Origin of the sequence: Stenotrophomonas sp., from assembly GCF_032056425.1 — a bacterium.
Lineage (GTDB): Bacteria > Pseudomonadota > Gammaproteobacteria > Xanthomonadales > Xanthomonadaceae > Stenotrophomonas.
In genome coordinates this window covers 25,559-43,604 of record NZ_DAMBCN010000018.1, presented here as the reverse complement: position 1 = coordinate 43,604, position 18,046 = coordinate 25,559, and the positions used below count along the sequence as shown (strand labels likewise).

The window sequence follows — 18,046 nt, the reverse complement described above, 5'->3', positions numbered from 1 at the left end:
CAGGACGTTGGATGACAGGATGTGCCATGGCGCTGCTGGCGCTGTGGGTGGCCGGCCTGCTGGCCTATCAGTTGCCGGGGCCGGGCTGGCTGTCGGCAGGCGTGGCCGTGCTGTGGCTGGCGCTGGCCGGCTTCACCGCTTGGCGGGTGGCGCGTGGCCGCAGCCCGCGCCGCTGGACTGCCACCGTAGCCGCCTGCCTGGGATTGGCCGGGCTGGGCTGGCTGCTGCTGACCCCGCGCCAGGACCGCGACTGGGCCGACGACGTGGCCCAGCGCTTGCATGTGGCCTCGTTCGACGGCCGCCATGTGGTGCTGGACAACGTGCGCGATTTCACCTGGCGCAGCGAAACCGACTACGACGCGCGCTGGGTGCAGCGCCGCTACGATCTGGACCAGCTGCGTTCGGCCGATCTGGTGCTGTCGTACTGGATGGGCCCGGCCATCGCCCACACGCTGGTGTCGTTCGGTTTCGACGATGGCCGTTACCTGGTGTTCTCGCTGGAAATCCGCAAGGAGCGCGGCGAGGCATTTTCGGCCATCGGCGGCTTCTTCCGCCGCTTCGAAATGACCCTGGTGGCTTCGGAGGAAACCGACATTCTGCGTACCCGCACCAATGCGCGCGGTGAGGATGTCTATCTGTACCGCCTGCATGGCATGGACCGCGCGCAGCTGAAAACGCTGTTCGCCGCGTATCTGGACGAGGCACGCAAACTGGATGCAAAGCCGGCGTTCTACAACACGCTGACCAGCAACTGCACCACCATCGTGTTCGATCTGGCGCGCCATATCGCACCGGGTTTGCCGCTGGACTACCGCCTGCTGCTGTCGGGCTATCTGGCCGAGTACGCGCAGCAGGTGGGCGCATTGACCCCCGGCGTGCCCTTCGCCGAACTGCACGCGAAGGGCCGTATAACCCAGCGTGCGCTGCAGATGGCACCGGGGCAGAACTTCTCCCGCGTCATCCGCCAGGGCGTGCCGGGTACCGGCCCGGATGAACAGCCATGAGCCTGCGATCGATGATGGGCGCAGGGCGCCTGCTGCCGGCCGTGCTGGCGATGTTCCTGCTGCTGGGCAGCAGTGGCTGCGCGATGGTGACGGTGAAGCAGGTCGCATCCAGCGATTCGCTGGTGAACAAGCGCTCGGATGTGCTGAACACCGGCAAGCTGAGCCCGGCCTCGCGCGAGACCCTGAGTGCAGCAGGTCTGGATGAGTCGCAGTGCGACAAGGACTTCCTGGTCTGCCGCAGCACGCTGCTGATGACCGACGATCTGAATGTCGAGCAGCGGCTGTCCACTTTGTCCGAACTGTGGGTGAAGGCCGCACTGGCGCTGACGCCGAAGAAGCACGTCCAGGGTGAAGTGCCGATGAGTGATGCGGCGCTGGATGCGTGGCTGGAGGCGGCGCGCTACGGCTATGCCTATCTGTTCCACAGCGGTCGCTCACCGTCCGATCGCGCGTTCGAGGATCGCCAGACCCAGGTGCGCGATTACTACAACTACGCGGCCGAAAAAGCGGCGGTGGTGCTGTTCACCCGTGCCCGCGCCGCGGCGCTGGCCGGCGAGGATTACACCCAGCCGTTGTCTGCCGGCAGTTGGACGCTGGCCTCGAACTATGCGCAGCTGCAGTTGAAGAGCATTCCCGCGCAGCTGGTGCCGGCCGGATCGGTCAGCTTCGTCGGCCTGCGCAGCACGTACCGTCGCGATGGCTTCGGTGCCGAACTGGTGATGGTGATGGATCCGCCGAAGCTGGTGGCGCCGGTGATCGCCGCCGACGGCCCGCAGGTGCAGGACGCAGGCAGCGCCACCGATGCGCCGGCGCATCGCCGTGGGCGCGAGGCTGACGTGCCAGTGTTCAGCGAAATGTCGGCAATCAACGTGACTGCGCTGCTGCGCTTCCAGGGCGATACGCTGGAGGATGTGATGCGCACGCGGCGTGTGGAGCTGGATGCTTATTCGCCGGAAGCCACCGAGCGCATCACCCTGCATGGCGAGAGCGTGCCGCTGGCTGGCAACTTCACTGCCGCCTATGGTCTGTGGCTGGCGCAGAGTGGTTTTGCCAGGCAGTCGCTGCGCACGCTGTTCGGCCTGAGCGAGGGCATCGGCGAACCGCACATCTACCTGATGCAGCCGTGGGACCCCAATCGCCGCATCATCTTCATGCTGCACGGCCTGGCCAGCAGCCCGGAAGCCTGGGTGAACCTGGCCAACGAGATCATGGGCGACCCCGAGCTGCGCAGCCAGTTCCAGGTGTGGCAGGTCTACTACCCGACCAATGCACCGATCGCCCTGAACCGGTATGAGATCGCCGCGGCATTCAACGGTACGCTGAAACACTTTGATCCGCAGGGCACCGCGCCGGCGTCGAAGGACATGGTGTACATCGGCCACAGCATGGGCGGCGTGCTGGGACGCCTGCTGGTCAGCGATTCCGGTGACGTGCTGTGGGACGATCTGCTGGCCAGCTACGACCTGAAGGGCGAGCGGTTGAAGCGGGTGCAGGCCAAGCTGGGCCCGCTGCTGCACTTCAAGGCGCAGCCCAATGTCGAGCGCGCGATCTTCATTGCCGCGCCCCACCAGGGCACCGATATTGCCGGCAACAAGGTGGGTCGGCTGATCGGTCGGCTGGTGCGGCTGCCGCTGACTCTTCTGGGCAAGTTCGAAGATGTGTTCCTGGCGCTGGCGCAGGCCGAACAGCAGGTCGATGGCACCGCCAAACCGAAGATTCCCAACAGCATCGACAACCTGAAGGCCAGCGATCCGTTCGTGAAGGCCGCCGCGCAGCTGCCCATCGAGGCAGGCCTGAAATACCACTCGATCATTGCCCAGCGCAAACCGGAACTGCCGTTGCAGCAATCCGACGATGGCCTGGTGCCGTACTGGAGCGCCCACCTGCCGGGCGCACTGTCGGAGAAAGTGATCATTTCTGGCCACAGCGTGCAGGAAACACCGCAGGCCGTGCTGGAAGTGCGGCGCATCCTGCACCAGGACATCGACGAGGTGGGGCCGGTTGTTCGACCTTGAGTGGCCCCGGGGTCAGATCCCTTTCCCGCGGAAAGGGCTCTGACCCCGCAGCGCGACTACACCCGCCGCGCAACCACGCTGGCGAACACCGCCAGGCCGACGGTGATTGCCAGGCACAGCACGTATCCGGTGTGCGGGGCGCGTTCCACGAACAGCGCAAACAAGGCACCGGACACGGCCAGCGCGGTTGCCACGCACAGTGCTTCGCTCAACTGCAGCGCCGAACTGTTGCGGCCCTGTTCCTGCGGCGCTGACAGCGACAGCGTGAGCACCGACAGGCTGGCGTAGATCAGGCCCATGCCGAAACCGGTCAGGGCCCAGCCTGCCAGCGCCAGCAGCAGCGGCACCGCGTTGAACAGCACCGCCAGGGTGGCGGTGATACCCACGCTCATCAGCACAGTGCCCACCCGCAGCAGACGCTGGCGCGACCAGCCGCGCTGCTGGTGGCCCTGCAGCCACGATCCAGCGAACCAGCCCAGCGCACCCAGGCTGAGCACCGCGCCGGCCCAACTGGGCGAGAGCCCGCGCTCGCGCTGCAGCAGCAGTGGCAGGTAGGCCTCGCAGGCGAAGAAGGCTGCCGCCGCCACGCCGCGCAGGGCGATCACGCTGGGCAGGCCGCGGCGCAGGCGCAGCGTGCCGGTCGGCAGCAACTGGCGGGCGCACCACAGCAGCGCGACCACGGCCACCGCCATGCAGGCCAGCGCCACCGTGCCGTGCTGCTGGCCGCCGACATACAGCAGCAGGGCGGCCAGTGCTGCGCCGCTGGCCCAGCGCACGCGATCGTCGGCCTCGCCCGCATTCGTGCCCGCAGAGGCTGCCGCGCGCGCCGGACCGGCCAGGGCCGGCCGCAGCATCAGTGCGGCCGGTATCGCCAGCAACGGCACCAGCAGGAACACCCAGCGCCAACCCAGGTGCTGCACGATCAGCCCGCTGATCGCCGGGCCCACCAGCGACGGCACCACCCAGCCGGCAGAAAAGGCGGCGAATACCTTCGGCCGCAGTGCCTCGGGATAGTGGCGGCCCACCATCACGTACAGCGCCACCGAGATGGCGCCGCTACCCAACCCCTGCAGCAACCGCCCCGCCACCAGCATGCCCATGCGCGTGGCCAGGCCCGCCAGCAGCAGGCCCAGCAGGAAGCTGGCCAGACCCCACCACAGCGGCCGTGCCGGTCCATCGCGATCGGCCCAGCGCCCGGCCAGGGTCATGCCGACCACGCTGGTGGCCAGCGTTCCGCCAAAGGCCAGTGCGTACAGGCGCAGGCCATCCAGCGCTTCGGCCACGGTGGGCATGGCCGCCGCCACCGCCAGCGCCTCGAAGGCCAGCAATGCAACCAGCACGACCATGCCAACGGTGGTGGCGCGGTGGGCAGGCGAAAGAATGGAATCGACCACGGGCGCAGGCGCCGCGGCAGCAGGGGAGGGGGTGTTCATCGGCAGACGATAGCAGTGCAGCGCTTGTGTTCGTGCTGCGGAAGCGCCAGCATCACACCTGAACCAAGGTTGAGGTCAAGCAATGGCGGAATCGGAACTGGCGGTGGGCGAGGTGGCGCAACGCAGTGGCGTGGCAGTGTCGGCGCTGCACTTCTACGAGCGCAAGGGGCTGATCAGCAGTCTGCGCACGGCAGGCAACCAGCGTCGTTACGCCCGTGACGTGCTGCGCCGGCTGGCCGTGATACGCGTGGCGCAGCGGGTCGGCATGCCGCTGGAAGCGGTGGCGCGCGCGTTCGACACCCTGCCGCAGGGGCGCGCGCCGACCAAGGCCGATTGGGCCAGGTTGTCGGCACGCTGGCAGCAGGAGCTGGAAGAACGCATCCACATGCTGCAGTTGCTGCGCGATGAACTGACCGGCTGCATCGGTTGCGGTTGCCTGTCGTTGAAACGCTGCCGGCTGGCCAACCCGGACGACGTGCTGGGCCAGCGCGGCGATGGTCCCATGCGCTGGGGCTGATCCGTTTCTGCGAGCGCCTACCAGACGGTCAGCGTCTCGCCGCTCTGGATGCCTTCCACCGCGCGCTGGAAGGCCATCGCGGCGCGCTGCGCAGTGACCGCTTCAAAGCCGGGAAAGTAGGGCCCGTAGGCCTCCATTGATTCCACCAGCACATTCGGGCTGACCACGTTGATGCGCAGCCCGCGCGGCAGCAGTTCCAGTGCAGCCGCACGCACGAAGCCTTCCAGTGCCTGGTTCACGGCCGTGGCGTTGGCACCGTCGCGGATCGGCTGCGCGCTGACGATGCCGCTGGTCAGCGTGATCGAACCGCCCGGCTGCAGGTGATGCTGCGCGGCCAGTGCCAGGCGCACCTGGCCCAGCAGCTTGTCCTGCAGGCCGCTGTTGAACTGCGCGGCGGTCATGCGCTGCAGCGGGCCGAAGTGCAGCTTGCCAGCGGTGGAGATCACCGCGTCCAGCGGGCCGCTCTGTGCGAACAGCTCGGCCACGCTGCCGTCATCGGTCAGGTCCACGCGCAGGCTGCCGCTGTTGCGGCCGGCGGTGATGATCTGGTGCTGCTGGCCCAGGTGGCGGGCAACGGCCTGGCCGAGCGTGCCGCTGGCACCGACGAGGAGGATCTTCATGGCGACTCCGGGGCGAAGAGGGGAGGTGCCCAGTCTGCGCCCCGCTCCGATGGTTTGGTAAGGTGCTTATCGTTTGCTGATTGCTAACCAGAGGTTTGCAATGGATCTGTTGCGCTGCATGCAGGCGTTTGCCGCCGTGGCCGACCGGGGCAGTTTTTCTGCAGCCGCCGAGCACCTGCAGGTGTCGGCGGTGATGGTGGGCAAGTACGTCCAGCAGCTGGAAGTGCACCTGGGCAGTGCGTTGCTGCAGCGGAACACGCGCCGCCAGCGGTTGACCGACGCCGGGGTTACTTATCTGGCCGCTTGCCGCCAGGTGCTGGAGCAGGTGCTGCAGGCCGAGGCCGACGTGGCCGGCCTGCAGCGGCAGCCGCGTGGCCTGCTGCGCATCAGCGCGCCCACCACCTGGGGCAGCTGCGTGCTGGCGCCCCTGCTGGCCGGTCTGTTGCGCGCACAGCCGGAACTGAACATCGAGCTGGACCTGAGCAACCGCCGGGTGGACCTGATCGAGGACGGCTTCGATGCGGCGATCCGGGTTGGCCCGCTGCCTTCACAGGAACTGGTGGCGCGCCCATTGCCGCCGTATGCGATGAGCCTGTGCGCGGCGCCGGCCTACCTGCGCCGCCGCGGCACACCGCGTACGCCGGCCGATCTGGCCGGACATGACTGCCTGAGCCACCTGGCCTGGCGCGGCGGCCATGGCTGGCAGCTGGCCAACGGCGAACAGGTGGACTGGGAAGCGCGGTTGAGCAGCAACGATGGCCTGGCCTTGCGCGAAGCGGCGGTGGCCGGCGCGGGCCTGGTGCTGCAGCCGACCGCGCTGCTGGCCGCCGAGATCGCCGCGGGGCGGTTGAAGCCGGTGCTGCGCGACTACCTGCCCGAACCACGGCCGATGCACCTGATCTATCTGCCCGACCGCAGGCCACGGCCGAGGTTGCAGTGTTTCGTGGAGTACGTGATGCAGCAGCTGGGGTAGATCAGGGCCAGGGGTCAGAGCCCTTTGCTGGCGCAAAGGGATCCGACCCCAGATGGATGATCGGTGGGTGCCGACCGTTGGTCGGCACACCGGGCTCAATCGTTGGCCGCAGACAATTCCCGCCCACGCTGCTGCGCCGCGCGCAATGCCTTGCTCACCAGCCGTTCAAATCCATCGGCCTGGAAGCTTTCGATCGCCGCCTGGGTGGTGCCATTGGGCGAGGTGACCCGGCGCCGCAGTTCGGCCGGGCTCTCGCCGGCTTCATCCAGCATGCGCGACGCGCCCAGCAGGGTCTGCACCACCAGCGTGCGCGCGGCATCGGCCGGCAGGCCCTGGGCGATGCCCGCCGCTTCCATCGCCTCGGCAAGCAGGAAGACATAGGCCGGACCACTGCCGGAGACGGCGGTCACCGAATCCATCAGTGCTTCATCATCGATCCACACCGTGCGCCCGGCGCTGGCCAGGATCTGTTCGGCCTGCGCCTGCTGCGGCGCGCTGACCGCGGCGGTGGCATACAGCCCGGTCACACCGGCGCCGAGCAGGGCAGGGGTATTGGGCATGGCGCGGACCACCGGCAGGGTGCCGCCCAGCCAGCGCTGCAGCTGCGCACTGGTAATACCCGCGGCGATCGAGACGGCGAGCGGCTGGTGCTGCTGCGCCAGCGACTGCAGGCTCTGGCACACCCCGCGCAGCACCTGTGGCTTGACCGCCAGCAGCCACACGTCGCCCTGGGCAGCCGCATCGCTGGCGTTGTCATGGGTCTGCACGCCGAAATCGTCGGCCAGCGCCTGCCGAAGTTCGGCCACCGGTTCGGCCACGTGAATGTGCGCAGGCGCCGTGCCCTGGCGGATCAGCCCGGCGATCAGGCTGCGCGCCATGTTGCCGCCGCCGATGAAGGTGATGGATGCCGCTGCCATGGAACAGTTCTCCTTGCGAATCAGACCGGGCGCGGGCGCGCACCGAACAGGGCGGTGCCGATGCGCACCAGGGTGGCGCCTTCGGCGATGGCTTCGGCGTAGTCGCCGCTCATGCCCATCGACAGGGTATCCACGTGAGGGTGGCCGGCGGCCAGTGTCTCGAAAAGTGTGCGCATGCGCACGAAAGCCTCGCGGCGGCGCGCGGCCTCGGGCCACGGCGCAGGAATCGCCATCAGGCCACGCAGGCGCAGCGATGGTTCAGCGGCGATGGCCTGGGCCAGCGCATCCACCTGCTGCGGCGTGCAGCCGTGCTTGCTGCCTTCATCGTCTATGTTGACCTGGATGAGCACGTTCAGCGGCGCGCGGCCGGCCGGGCGGTGGTGGGCCAGTGCGGTCACCAGCTTGGCCCGGTCCACGCTCTGCACCCAGTCGAAATGGGCAGCTACGGCCTCGGCCTTGTTCGACTGCAGATGGCCGATCAGGTGCCATTCCAGCCGCAGGTCCTGCAGCGCCTGCATCTTGGACAGGGCTTCCTGCACGTAATTCTCGCCGAAGGCCTGCTGGCCCTGCGCGGCCAGCGCGGCCACGGCCTGTGCCGGCTGGGTCTTGGAAACGGCCAGCAGGCGCGGGGCTGGCCGCCCGGCGGCTTCGGCGGCGTTGTGCAGGTTGCTCAGGATTTCGGGCAGGGGAGTGGGCACGTAACGCGTTCCGGTGTGACAGGAGGCTATACTGCCGCCCGGGGAAAGATCCTTCCAGTCGCAGCCGTTATTGGGGAGTAGCCGCTCATGGATATCGCCGAACTGTTGGCGTTTTCCGTAAAGAACAAAGCGTCGGACCTGCACCTGTCCGCAGGCCTGCCGCCGATGATCCGCGTGGACGGCGATGTTCGCCGGATCAACATTCCAGCCCTGGACCACAAGCAGGTCCACGCGCTGGTCTACGACATCATGTCCGACAAGCAGCGCCGCGATTACGAGGAATTCCTCGAAGTGGATTTCTCCTTCGAGATTCCCTCGCTGGCGCGCTTCCGTGTCAATGCCTTCAACCAGAACCGTGGTGCCGGTGCGGTGTTCCGTACCATTCCCTCCGAAGTGCTGACCCTGGAAGACCTGGCCTGCCCGCCGCTGTTCCGCGAAGTGATCCAGCAGCCGCAGGGTCTGATCCTGGTGACCGGGCCTACCGGTTCAGGCAAGTCGACCACGCTGGCGGCGATGATCGACCACATCAACAAGAACGAATACGGCCATATCCTCACCGTCGAGGATCCGATCGAATTCGTGCACACCTCGCAGAAGTGCCTGATCAACCAGCGCGAAGTGCACCGTGATACGCACGGCTTCAACGAAGCACTGCGCTCGGCGCTGCGTGAAGATCCGGACATCATCCTGGTGGGCGAACTTCGCGACCTGGAAACCATCCGCCTGGCGCTGACCGCTGCGGAAACCGGCCACCTGGTGTTCGGCACGCTGCACACCAGTTCGGCGGCCAAGACCATCGACCGAATCATCGACGTGTTCCCGGCCGGCGAAAAGCCGATGGTGCGCTCGATGCTGTCCGAGTCGCTGCGTGCGGTGATTTCGCAGGCGCTGCTGAAGAAGGTGGGCGGTGGCCGTACCGCTGCGTGGGAAATCATGGTCGGCACCCCGGCCATCCGCAACCTGATCCGCGAGGACAAGGTGGCGCAGATGTACTCGGCCATCCAGACCGGCCAGCAGTACGGCATGATGACCCTGGACCAGCATCTGCAGGACCTGGTCAAGCGCAGCCTGATCACCCGCAACCAGGCGCGCGAGTACGCCAAGGACAAGCGTCTGTTCGAGTAAGGAGGGCTTCGGCACGGCGGCCCGCACAGACGTGGCCGCCGCGCTGACGTTCCGCGCTCGACCGATCTCTGGCACATGCCCATTGGGAGCCCGCCATGAACAGCACCGCCAGCACCATCGACTTCACCTCGTTCCTCAAGCTGATGGCGCACCAGCGCGCCTCCGACCTGTTCATCACCGCGGGCATGCCGCCGGCGATCAAGGTGAACGGCAAGATCTCGCCCATCACCCAGACACCACTGACCCCGCAGCAGAGCCGCGACCTGGTGCTGAACGTGATGACGCCGGCGCAGCGCGAGGAGTTCGAAAAGACCCACGAATGCAACTTCGCCATCGGCCTGGCCGGGGTGGGGCGCTTCCGTGTCAGCTGCTTCTACCAGCGCAACCAGGTGGGCATGGTGCTGCGTCGCATCGAGACGCGCATTCCCACCGTGGAAGAACTGAGCCTGCCGCCGATCATCAAGACGCTGGCGATGACCAAGCGCGGCATCATCCTGTTCGTCGGCGCCACCGGTACCGGCAAGTCCACCTCGCTGGCGGCGATGATCGGCTACCGCAACCAGAACTCGACCGGCCACATCATCACCATCGAAGACCCGATCGAATTCGTGCACACGCACGAAGGCTGCATCATCACCCAGCGCGAAGTGGGCATCGATACCGACAGCTGGGAAGCGGCCCTGAAGAACACCTTGCGCCAGGCGCCGGACGTGATCATGATCGGCGAGGTGCGCACGCGCGAGGGCATGGACCACGCCATTGCCTTCGCCGAAACCGGCCACCTGGTGCTGTGCACGCTGCACGCCAACAACGCCAACCAGGCGATGGACCGCATCATCAACTTCTTCCCGGAAGACCGCCGCAACCAGTTGCTGATGGATCTTTCGCTGAACCTGAAGGGCGTGGTCGCGCAGCAGCTGGTGCCGTCGCCGGACGGTCGCTCGCGCAAGGTCGCCATGGAAATCCTGCTGGGCACGCCGCTGGTGCAGGACTACATCCGCGAGGGCGAGATCCACAAGCTGAAGGAACTGATGAAGGAATCGGTCCAGCTGGGCATGAAGACCTTCGACCAGAGCCTGTTCGAGCTGTACCAGGCCGGCGAGATCAGTTACGAGGACGCGCTGCGCTACGCCGATTCGCAGAACGAGGTGCGCCTGCGCATCAAGCTCAGCCAGGGCGGCGACGCACGCACGCTGTCGCAGGGTCTGGATGGGGTGGAGATTTCCGAGGCGCGTTGAGCGCCCGGACAGTGCCGGGGTGAACGCACCCCGGCGGCGGTTGCAACCTGACGGGGTGCATATGGATATGCCGGCGCTGCGCAATGTTGTGCTGATCGATTACGAGAACGTGCAGCCCTGTTCTCTGAAGGGACTGGTCGCACCTGGCTTCACGGTCATCGTGTTCGTGGGCAGTGCGCAGACGAAGATCCACATCGACGTGGCCGAGGCGATCCATGCGCTGGGCAGTCACGGGTGCTACGTGCGCTGCAAGGGGCAGGGAGCCAATGCGCTCGACTTTCATATTGCCTTCCATGTCGGTGAACTGCTCAGCAGCGATCCGAAGGCGCGCATCCACATCATTTCCAAGGACACCGGCTACGATCCGCTGATCGCCTATCTGCGCGGGCGACAGTTCGCGGTGTCCCGCAGCGTGTCGATAGAGGCGCTGCCGATGTTCCGCAGTGCGGCCGCGAGCACGCCGGCTGCGGCCAAGCCCCAGGCAAAATCAACGGACAAGGCGATGAGTGGGCAGGAGTGCCTGAAGTATGTTCATGGGTGGTTGGTCAAGGTGGGCAGCAAGCGCCCTGCCTCGATCAAGTCGTTGGGCAATGCGTTGGCTGGGCATGTGCCGCAGGACCGGATCCCTGGCGTGATTGCCGAGCTGCAGCAGAGGAAGTGGATGGTGGTGGAGGGTGGCAAGCTTCGTTACCAGCTGGGCAAGTTCACCGCCTGAGGCGGCTGCAAAGGCGGGGTTTCGCCCGATTGACCGCGCGTTCGTAGCGTCGAGCTTGCTCGACTGATGGCCCGCGCAGTGCAGGGTAGTCGAGCAAGCTCGACTCTACCGGGGGGTTCTGCGATAGTCGCGCCGTCACCGCGTTCGCGGGACAGGGGGAGCCGGCACCGCGCCGGCGCGACAGACAACAGGTTTGCATATGGAACTGCACGACCCGTACCGTGCGCCGGCGGCTGCGCCTGCGCGCCCGCCGGTGCTGCCGGCTGCTGCGCCGACGCCGCTGGCCAGCCGGCCCGCGCCCACTGCGGCGGTCTACTATTCGCCGCCCACCATGAAGATCGTCGCACTGTCCCTGTCCACCCTGGGCGTGTACCCGATGTACTGGTTCTGGCGGAACTGGCAGGCGATCAAACGCGAGAGCGAGGGCGAACAATGGCCCTGGGCACGCGCGCTGTTTTCGCCGATCTGGGCCTACTTCTGCTTCCGCGATCTGCAGGTCGTCGCCGAGAACCGGCGGCGCATCCTGGCGTTCACCCCGGGCATGCTGACAGTGTTCTACATCCTGCTGTGCCTGGTCGGCCAGGTACGCGGTGGGGTGGGGCTGATCTCGGTGCTGGCGTTCATGCCGTTGCTGCCGATCAACAGTCTGCTGCGTCGCTATCACCAGGATGAGCGGGTGGACATGCAGCAGATGGACCGTTTCGGCGGCTGGCATATCCTGCTGCTGATCGTGGGCGGCAGTGTGCTGCTGCTGGCCCTCGCGTTCGGGGTGATGCTGGCCGGCCGTCGGCTCTGATGCCGATTGATGAATTCCAATCATGACCGACTGCCATTCAGGCCGTTCCATCCGGCGGCCTGGCGGGCGTATCGTCGTCGTTCCCCCTTTCAGGAACACGACGATGCAGACACGTGAACTCGGCCGCAGCGGCTTGAAGGTTTCCGCGCTGGGCCTGGGCTGCATGGGCCTGAGCCACAGCTACGGCACGCCTGTTGCGCAGGAGCAGGGCATTGCCCTGCTGCATGCGGCGGTCGAACGCGGCGTCACCTTCTTCGACACCGCCGAAGTGTATGGCCCTTACACCAACGAAGAACTGGTCGGCCAGGCGCTGGCGCCGTACCGCGACCAGCTGGTGATTGCCACCAAGTTCGGCTTCAAGCAGGCGCGCACCGATACCGGCCTGGACAGCCGGCCGGAGAACATCCGCGCGGTGGCCGAAGCCAGTCTGAAGCGCCTGCGCACCGATCGCATCGACCTGTTCTACCAGCACCGCGTGGACCCGAACGTACCGATCGAGGACGTGGCCGGCACGGTGGGCGAATTGATTGCCGAGGGCAAGGTGCTGCATTTCGGCCTGTCAGAAGCCAGTGCGGCCACCGTGCGCCGCGCGCATGCGGTGCAGCCGGTGGCGGCGGTGCAGAGCGAATACTCACTGTGGTGGCGTGAGCCCGGGCGCGAACTGCTGCCCACGCTGCAGGAGCTGGGCATCGGCTTCGTGCCGTTCAGCCCGCTTGGCCGTGGCTTCCTGACCGGTGCGATCACCGCCGAAACCACCTTCGCCGAGAACGACTTCCGCAACACCGTGCCGCGTTTCGAAGTGGAAGCGCGCCGCGCCAACCAGGCGCTGGTGGACCGCATCAGCACCCTGGCCGCGGCCCGTGGGGCAACCCCGGCGCAGATAGCGCTGGCCTGGTTGCTGGCGCAGGCACCGTGGATCGTGCCGATTCCCGGCACCACCAAGGTGCACCGTCTGGAAGAGAATCTTGCCGCCGCTGCGCTGCAGTTGTCGCCGCAGGAACTGCAGCACATTGCCCAGGTATTGGACGAAGTGGCGATCGTCGGCGAGCGCTACAACGCGCAGCGTGCGGCGCAGGCCAAGGGCTGATCTGATCTGTGGTGGGTGCGGACCATTGATTGTGGGTGCGGACCGTTGGTCCGCACTCCTCGGCCTAGCCCCCCATCGGCCCACGCAGCGCGTCCAGTACGGTGCGCATGGCCACGCTGACGTGGCGGCGTGACGGGTAATAGGCGTAGTAGCCGTCGAACGTGGGGCACCAGTCGTCCAGCGTCGACTGCAGGCGCCCGTCGTCCAGCATGGCCTGCACCTGGTCTTCGGGCAGCCAGGCCAGGCCGCTGCCGGCCAGGGCCGCGGTGCGGGTCATGCCCATGGTGTTGAAGGTCCATTGCCCGGCGACACGCACGCTGAGCTCGCCGCCATCGCGGCCGAAATCCCAGGGCATCAGCCCGCCGTGGGTGGGCAGGCGCAGGGTGATGCAGTTGTGCGCGGCCAGATCGTGGGGATGCGTCGGGGCCACGTGCTGGCGGAAGTAGGCCGGTGCGCCGACCACGCGCATGCGCAGCGGCGGGCTGATCGGCACCGCCACCATGTCGCGGGCCAGGCGTTCACCCAGCCGGATGCCGATGTCGTAGCGTTCGGCCACGATGTCGGCCAGACCGTAATCGGTGGTCAGTTCCACGTTCAGGTCCGGGTGCTGCTGCAGCAGCGGCGCCAGCCGTGGCCAGGCCAGGTATTCAGCGGCGTGGCCGGTGGCGTTGATGCGGATGGTGCCGGCCGGGCGCTCGCGGTACTGGGCCAGCGCGACCAGCTCTTCCTCGATTTCCGCCAGTCGCGGGGCCAGTGACTGCAGCAGGCGCGCACCGGCTTCGGTGGTGGACACGCTGCGGGTGGTGCGGGTCAGCTGGCGCACGCCCAGGCGTGCTTCCAGCCCGCGCATGGCATGGCTCAGGGCCGACTGGGATACGCCCAGCTGTGCGGCGGCGCGGGTGAAGCTGCCCTCGCGGGCGACGTGGACGAAGGCCTGCAGGTCATTGAGGTTTTCACGGGGCATGGGGGGATGATACGGCCGGGCTGCGCCCGGCACCTGCCGAAGCAACGTCAACGTCAACAGCAGCCGCAACGGCAAAGGCAACGTCAAAAGCTGGCTATCCGTGGGATGGCGGGGTGGGTCCGGTTGAGGGGGACGCTGCAAGTACGTCCATGTAAGCTCGGTCGCCGCATCCATGCGGCTCACGCCCCCTCAACCGGACCCACCCCGCCTTCGACAGTTTGCTGCGATCTGTCGGGCCAGGCGGGGTAGTGGGGTTGTCGATTTGTGCGGCTGTGATTCGTTGAATGAATGACGTTCAACAGGAGTGGCACATGCGCACTGACACCCCGCCGAAAGGCCCGGCCTCGTATTTCCCTTCCATCGAAAAAACCTACGGCCAGCCGGTGGCGCACTGGCTGGGCCTGCTGGCCAAGCAGCCGGGCCTGAAGCACATGGAACTGGTCAGCTACCTGAAGATCGAACACGGCCTGGGCCACGGCCACGCCAACGCCCTGGTCGCCCACCATCTCAAAGCCGCACGCTGACCTCCGCTCCCGAGCGAAGCGACCCGCTCCTGCTTTTTTCTTTTTTCTTTTCACGTGACTGGACGGCGCACGGAACCTGTCCAAGGACGGGCGGGGTGGGGGCGCGGGGGTGTCCGCGGCATGGATGCCGCGGCCAAGCCCCCAGGGAAGGGTTAACGGCGTCCCCCGCGAACCCGCCCCGCCCGGCCAAGCCGACGAACCACGCAATGCCGCCCAGCCACAAGGGGCTGCGCCGTTCGCCGGCCACCCAACTGAATCGATTTCATCTGCAACTGTCATCGGGATCGTGTCTAATACGCGTCCCCACTGCAGCACCCCACACCCCATGTCCCTGCATTCCCATGGCCCCGCGCCGTGCGACGACGCTGACGGCCACCTGGTCACCGCCGGTCCGCTGACCCCGCCGCCTGACAGTGCCGGCACCCCCGCCGACGACAAAGCACTTCGCCATTCCGTGGCCGAAGACGTGCAGGGCATGGTGCTGGCCATGCTGGTGGCCTCGCTGGGCCTGGCCATCTTCGCCAAGGGCGGGCTGATGATCGGCGGCATGGCAGGCATGGCCTTCCTGCTGCACTACGCCATGGGCTGGAACTTCGGCCTGGTGTTCGTGCTGGTGAACCTGCCGTTCTACTGGGTGGCGGTGCGCCGCATGGGCTGGGAATTCACCCTGAAGACCTTCGCGGCGGTCACGGCCTGTGGCGTGCTGACCGACATCCTGCCGCGCTGGGCCGATTTCTCGCACATGGCGCCGCTGTATTCGGCGCTGGTGGGCGGCGCGCTGTCGGGGCTGGGCATCCTGTTCTTCATCCGCCACCGGGCCAGCTTGGGCGGCATCGGCATCCTGGCGGTGTACCTGCAGCGCACCCGTGGCTGGAGTGCGGGCAAGGTGCAGATGTCCTTCGACGCCTGCCTGATGGTGGCCGCGTTCTTCGTACTGTCGCCGTCGAAGGTGATGTACTCGGCCATCGGCGCGGTGGTGCTCAGCCTGGTGCTGATGTTCAACCACCGCCCCGGTCGGTACATGGGCGTCTGATTGCACCAATGGCTTCCGCCGGGCCATGCCCGGCGGATCTGCATCAGCGGCCAGCCGCCTGCAGCCACGGCGGGGACAGCTTCAACAGCCGCGCATGCACCGGGCAATCCTCGGCATGCGCGCCGGGCAGGTAGCCCAGGCTCATCAGGAATTCGCCGGTGATCTCGCCGCCGGTGAAGCGGAAGGTCTTCTTGAACAGCTTCACCCAGTCGGCCTTGCTGCGCGGATGGTGCGCATCCAGCCAGGCGGCGAAGCTGCCATGCTGCGCGCGCAGCTGCTGGATCACCTGCGCGTTGTGGATCGCAGCCAGCACTTTCAGCCGGTTGCGGATGATGCCGGTGTCCGACAGCAGGCGTTCAATGTCCTGCTCGGCATAGTCCGCCACGCGGTCCACGTCGAAGCCATCGTAGGCCGCACGGAAGCCCTCGCGCTTCTTCAGGATGGTTTCCCAGCTCAGGCCGGCCTGGTTGATTTCCAGCACCAGGCGCTCGAACAGTTCGCGTTCCTCGCGCTGCGGGAAGCCGTATTCATGGGCGTGGTAGTAATCGTGCACCGGATGGCCCGGGGCGATGCGGCAGTATCCGCTCATTTGCTGCGCCTCTTACCGAAGTCGTTGTTGTACTGCAGGGTGCTCGCCTGGTCATCCAGCAGGAACTCCGGCCAGCGGCTCTCGCGCGTCTGCAGGCGACCTTCGCGCAGCGCCTGGTTGGCGGCCTCGGCACCGAAGCGGATCTGCCCCACGTTCGTCCAGTGTCCTTCGTCGAGGGTGTGCAGGTCGCACTGCGGGCCCCATGCCCTTCGGATCTGGCACAGCAGCACGTCCGGCTGGCCGTCGCCGTCCAGATCGCGCTGCAGGGCCATGCAACCCTCGTTGCTGGACAGGCACTCGGTGCTGTCCAGGTCATCCAGCACCGCCTGCCACCAGCTGTCCGGGGGCATTGCGCTGCCTTTCGCCATCTGGATGCGTGCCTTCAGCGTCGGCAGGTCGTACACGCCGGCCTCCACCAGGTTTTCCTGGCGATAGCTGGGCATTTTCCTGCCGCTCAATTGCTGGGCAATGATGCTCGAGGCGCGGCGGTCGGCCTGGATGGCGGGGTCCTGCTGCAGCCTGCGCAGCACGTCCACGCCCCGGCGCCCGGTGTGTTCGCGCAGGTAGCTGACATCACGCACCACCAGTTGCGCAGGATTGCTGCGCAGCCGCTCGGCCACACTGGCCGCGGACAGGCGCGCCGGGTCCAGCACGGGGGAATTGCCCAGTACGGCCACGGCGATCACCGCCCAGCTCATCACCCGGTTCACCGGTTCCACGCCCTGCAGCCAGCGCTCCCCGGGCCGGAGCACGGCCAGCGCATAGCCCAGCGCGTAGCCGGCGGTGATCAGCGCAGCGGCCGCTGCCCAGAAGCGATCGATGGTCCAGCCGTACTGGCCGATCCGCAGTGCCAGCGCGTACAACGCCAGTCCGGCGTAGATCGGCAGCGTCAGCAGGCCGGCTTCCACCGCACGCCGCAGCAGGCGCGGGTAGGGCAGTTCAGTGTCGTCGCGCTGGTAGACCGCATTTACCAGGCAGATCAGCAGCAGGGCCAGGGTCAGCAGTTCCTTGGCCGGCGAGCGGTGGCCGGCGCCGCTCATCAGCCCAGTGAAGGGCAGCGACAGCACGAACAGCACGGCGATGAACGCCAGCAATGGCAGCAGCGCGCGGCAGATCGCGAACAGCACCTGGCGGGTGATCTGGATGGCGCGGTGCTGGGTACGCCCGATCAGCACACCGAATCCGGCCAGGGTGCCGGTGGCGAGCGCCACGAAGGCGCGCTCGGCGAACAGTTGCTGGAAGAACGACACCTCTACCAGGGTGAACAGGGCGGCCCACAACCACAGCAGCATCCAGCCCAGGCCGGTGAACACGGCCGCCAGCAACAGCACCAGCCCGTTCTGCCAGGCGCGCTCGAACAGGGCGGCGTGGTCGGCGCGCCAGGAACCGTGCTGCAGCCGGAACTGCCACCACGGCAGCGCCACGAAGGTCGCCACTGCCAGGCCCAGTGCCAGCGGTTCACGCTGCGCGGACGTCCAGTGCCCTTCCATGCCACGCAGGGTCCAGCCCACCCAACCGGCCAGCGCCGCCACCAGCAGCGATGCCAGCGCCGCATGCAGCCACAGCCGGCGGTCCCTCAGGTCGACCAGGGTCAGCGCGATGGCGGTGGGCACGGTCAGCACCCACGCGTACCAGGCGAAGCGGCAGGCGGGATCCTGGAAAGGCGCGGTCTCGTACAGTTCCTGCGCGGCGTACAGCGCCAGACCCTGCAGCAGGGCGATCAATACGATCATGCTGCGCGTCGGCCACGCCAGTGCTGCGTCCTGTTGCATGGGGTTTCCTCCTTGGATGCGGCCAT

At 67.1% G+C, this 18,046-nt stretch carries 18 protein-coding genes; 11 read left to right on the top strand and 7 right to left on the bottom strand.

The window, feature by feature from the left end:
• Positions 1-26: 26 nt before the first annotated feature.
• Together RTY46_RS12865 and RTY46_RS12860 are read left to right on the top strand one after the other, a co-directional pair.
• On the top strand, positions 27-1,004 hold the full coding sequence (locus tag RTY46_RS12865; protein WP_312708801.1) for a DUF4105 domain-containing protein: 978 nt from the start codon (positions 27-29) through the stop codon (positions 1,002-1,004).
• Positions 1,001-3,019, top strand: coding sequence for an alpha/beta hydrolase (locus tag RTY46_RS12860; protein WP_312708799.1), 2,019 nt, complete (start codon positions 1,001-1,003; stop codon positions 3,017-3,019). The genes RTY46_RS12865 and RTY46_RS12860 overlap by 4 nt, the downstream gene beginning before the upstream one ends.
• 56 nt (positions 3,020-3,075) lie before the next feature.
• Here RTY46_RS12860 and RTY46_RS12855 read toward each other — a convergent pair whose 3' ends face one another.
• The gene (locus tag RTY46_RS12855; protein WP_312708798.1) at positions 3,076-4,452 is read right to left on the bottom strand and encodes an MFS transporter; all 1,377 of its coding nucleotides are present in this window, start codon (positions 4,450-4,452) and stop codon (positions 3,076-3,078) included.
• An 82-nt stretch (positions 4,453-4,534) separates the two neighbouring features.
• On the opposite strand from RTY46_RS12855, the gene soxR reads away from it, so the two are divergent.
• Complete coding sequence (soxR, locus tag RTY46_RS12850) at positions 4,535-4,969, top strand: redox-sensitive transcriptional activator SoxR (protein ID WP_312708797.1); 435 nt, start codon at positions 4,535-4,537, stop codon at positions 4,967-4,969.
• A gap of 17 nt (positions 4,970-4,986) precedes the next feature.
• On the opposite strand, the gene RTY46_RS12845 is transcribed toward soxR, so the two are convergent.
• On the bottom strand, positions 4,987-5,589 hold the full coding sequence (locus tag RTY46_RS12845; RefSeq protein WP_312708796.1) for a short chain dehydrogenase: 603 nt from the start codon (positions 5,587-5,589) through the stop codon (positions 4,987-4,989).
• Between the two features lie 100 nt (positions 5,590-5,689).
• On the opposite strand from RTY46_RS12845, the gene RTY46_RS12840 reads away from it, so the two are divergent.
• Entirely contained in the window at positions 5,690-6,562 is an 873-nt protein-coding gene (locus RTY46_RS12840) for a LysR family transcriptional regulator (RefSeq protein ID WP_312708795.1), read from the top strand.
• Between the two features lie 95 nt (positions 6,563-6,657).
• On the opposite strand, the gene proC is transcribed toward RTY46_RS12840, so the two are convergent.
• Positions 6,658-7,479 (bottom strand): pyrroline-5-carboxylate reductase, encoded by an 822-nt coding sequence (gene proC, locus RTY46_RS12835; protein WP_312708794.1) that lies wholly within the window; start codon positions 7,477-7,479, stop codon positions 6,658-6,660.
• A 20-nt stretch (positions 7,480-7,499) separates the two neighbouring features.
• Complete coding sequence (locus tag RTY46_RS12830; protein ID WP_312708793.1) at positions 7,500-8,177, bottom strand: YggS family pyridoxal phosphate-dependent enzyme; 678 nt, start codon at positions 8,175-8,177, stop codon at positions 7,500-7,502.
• 87 nt (positions 8,178-8,264) lie between these two features.
• Here RTY46_RS12830 and RTY46_RS12825 point away from each other — a divergent pair, with 87 nt between their 5' ends.
• The 5 genes from RTY46_RS12825 to RTY46_RS12805 all read left to right on the top strand — a co-directional run bounded on the left by RTY46_RS12825 (position 8,265) and on the right by RTY46_RS12805 (position 13,138).
• Positions 8,265-9,302: a type IV pilus twitching motility protein PilT gene (locus RTY46_RS12825; protein ID WP_108748780.1), complete on the top strand. Its 1,038-nt coding sequence runs from the start codon at positions 8,265-8,267 to the stop codon at positions 9,300-9,302.
• A 95-nt stretch (positions 9,303-9,397) separates the two neighbouring features.
• A complete protein-coding gene (locus RTY46_RS12820; protein ID WP_312708792.1) occupies positions 9,398-10,540 on the top strand; it encodes a PilT/PilU family type 4a pilus ATPase in 1,143 nt (380 codons plus the stop codon).
• A gap of 19 nt (positions 10,541-10,559) precedes the next feature.
• On the top strand, positions 10,560-11,255 hold the full coding sequence (locus RTY46_RS12815; protein WP_312708791.1) for a PIN domain-containing protein: 696 nt from the start codon (positions 10,560-10,562) through the stop codon (positions 11,253-11,255).
• Between the two features lie 199 nt (positions 11,256-11,454).
• On the top strand, positions 11,455-12,051 hold the full coding sequence (locus tag RTY46_RS12810) for a hypothetical protein (RefSeq protein WP_312708790.1): 597 nt from the start codon (positions 11,455-11,457) through the stop codon (positions 12,049-12,051).
• A gap of 103 nt (positions 12,052-12,154) precedes the next feature.
• A complete protein-coding gene (locus tag RTY46_RS12805) occupies positions 12,155-13,138 on the top strand; it encodes an aldo/keto reductase (protein ID WP_312708789.1) in 984 nt (327 codons plus the stop codon).
• Positions 13,139-13,202: 64 nt separating this feature from the next.
• Here RTY46_RS12805 and RTY46_RS12800 read toward each other — a convergent pair whose 3' ends face one another.
• Positions 13,203-14,102 (bottom strand): LysR family transcriptional regulator, encoded by a 900-nt coding sequence (locus tag RTY46_RS12800; RefSeq protein ID WP_312708787.1) that lies wholly within the window; start codon positions 14,100-14,102, stop codon positions 13,203-13,205.
• A gap of 311 nt (positions 14,103-14,413) precedes the next feature.
• On the opposite strand from RTY46_RS12800, the gene RTY46_RS12795 reads away from it, so the two are divergent.
• Positions 14,414-14,626 carry a DUF4287 domain-containing protein gene (locus RTY46_RS12795; protein ID WP_312708786.1) on the top strand — a complete coding sequence of 71 codons (213 nt, stop codon included), beginning with the start codon at positions 14,414-14,416 and terminating at the stop codon, positions 14,624-14,626.
• 325 nt (positions 14,627-14,951) lie between these two features.
• Positions 14,952-15,659: a YitT family protein gene (locus RTY46_RS12790; protein ID WP_312708785.1), complete on the top strand. Its 708-nt coding sequence runs from the start codon at positions 14,952-14,954 to the stop codon at positions 15,657-15,659.
• A gap of 43 nt (positions 15,660-15,702) precedes the next feature.
• Here RTY46_RS12790 and RTY46_RS12785 read toward each other — a convergent pair whose 3' ends face one another.
• On the bottom strand, positions 15,703-16,248 hold the full coding sequence (locus tag RTY46_RS12785; RefSeq protein ID WP_312708783.1) for a DNA-3-methyladenine glycosylase I: 546 nt from the start codon (positions 16,246-16,248) through the stop codon (positions 15,703-15,705).
• On the bottom strand, positions 16,245-18,020 hold the full coding sequence (locus RTY46_RS12780; RefSeq protein ID WP_312708781.1) for a DUF4153 domain-containing protein: 1,776 nt from the start codon (positions 18,018-18,020) through the stop codon (positions 16,245-16,247). Before RTY46_RS12780 ends, RTY46_RS12785 begins: the two co-directional genes overlap by 4 nt.
• Positions 18,021-18,046 lie beyond the last annotated feature (26 nt).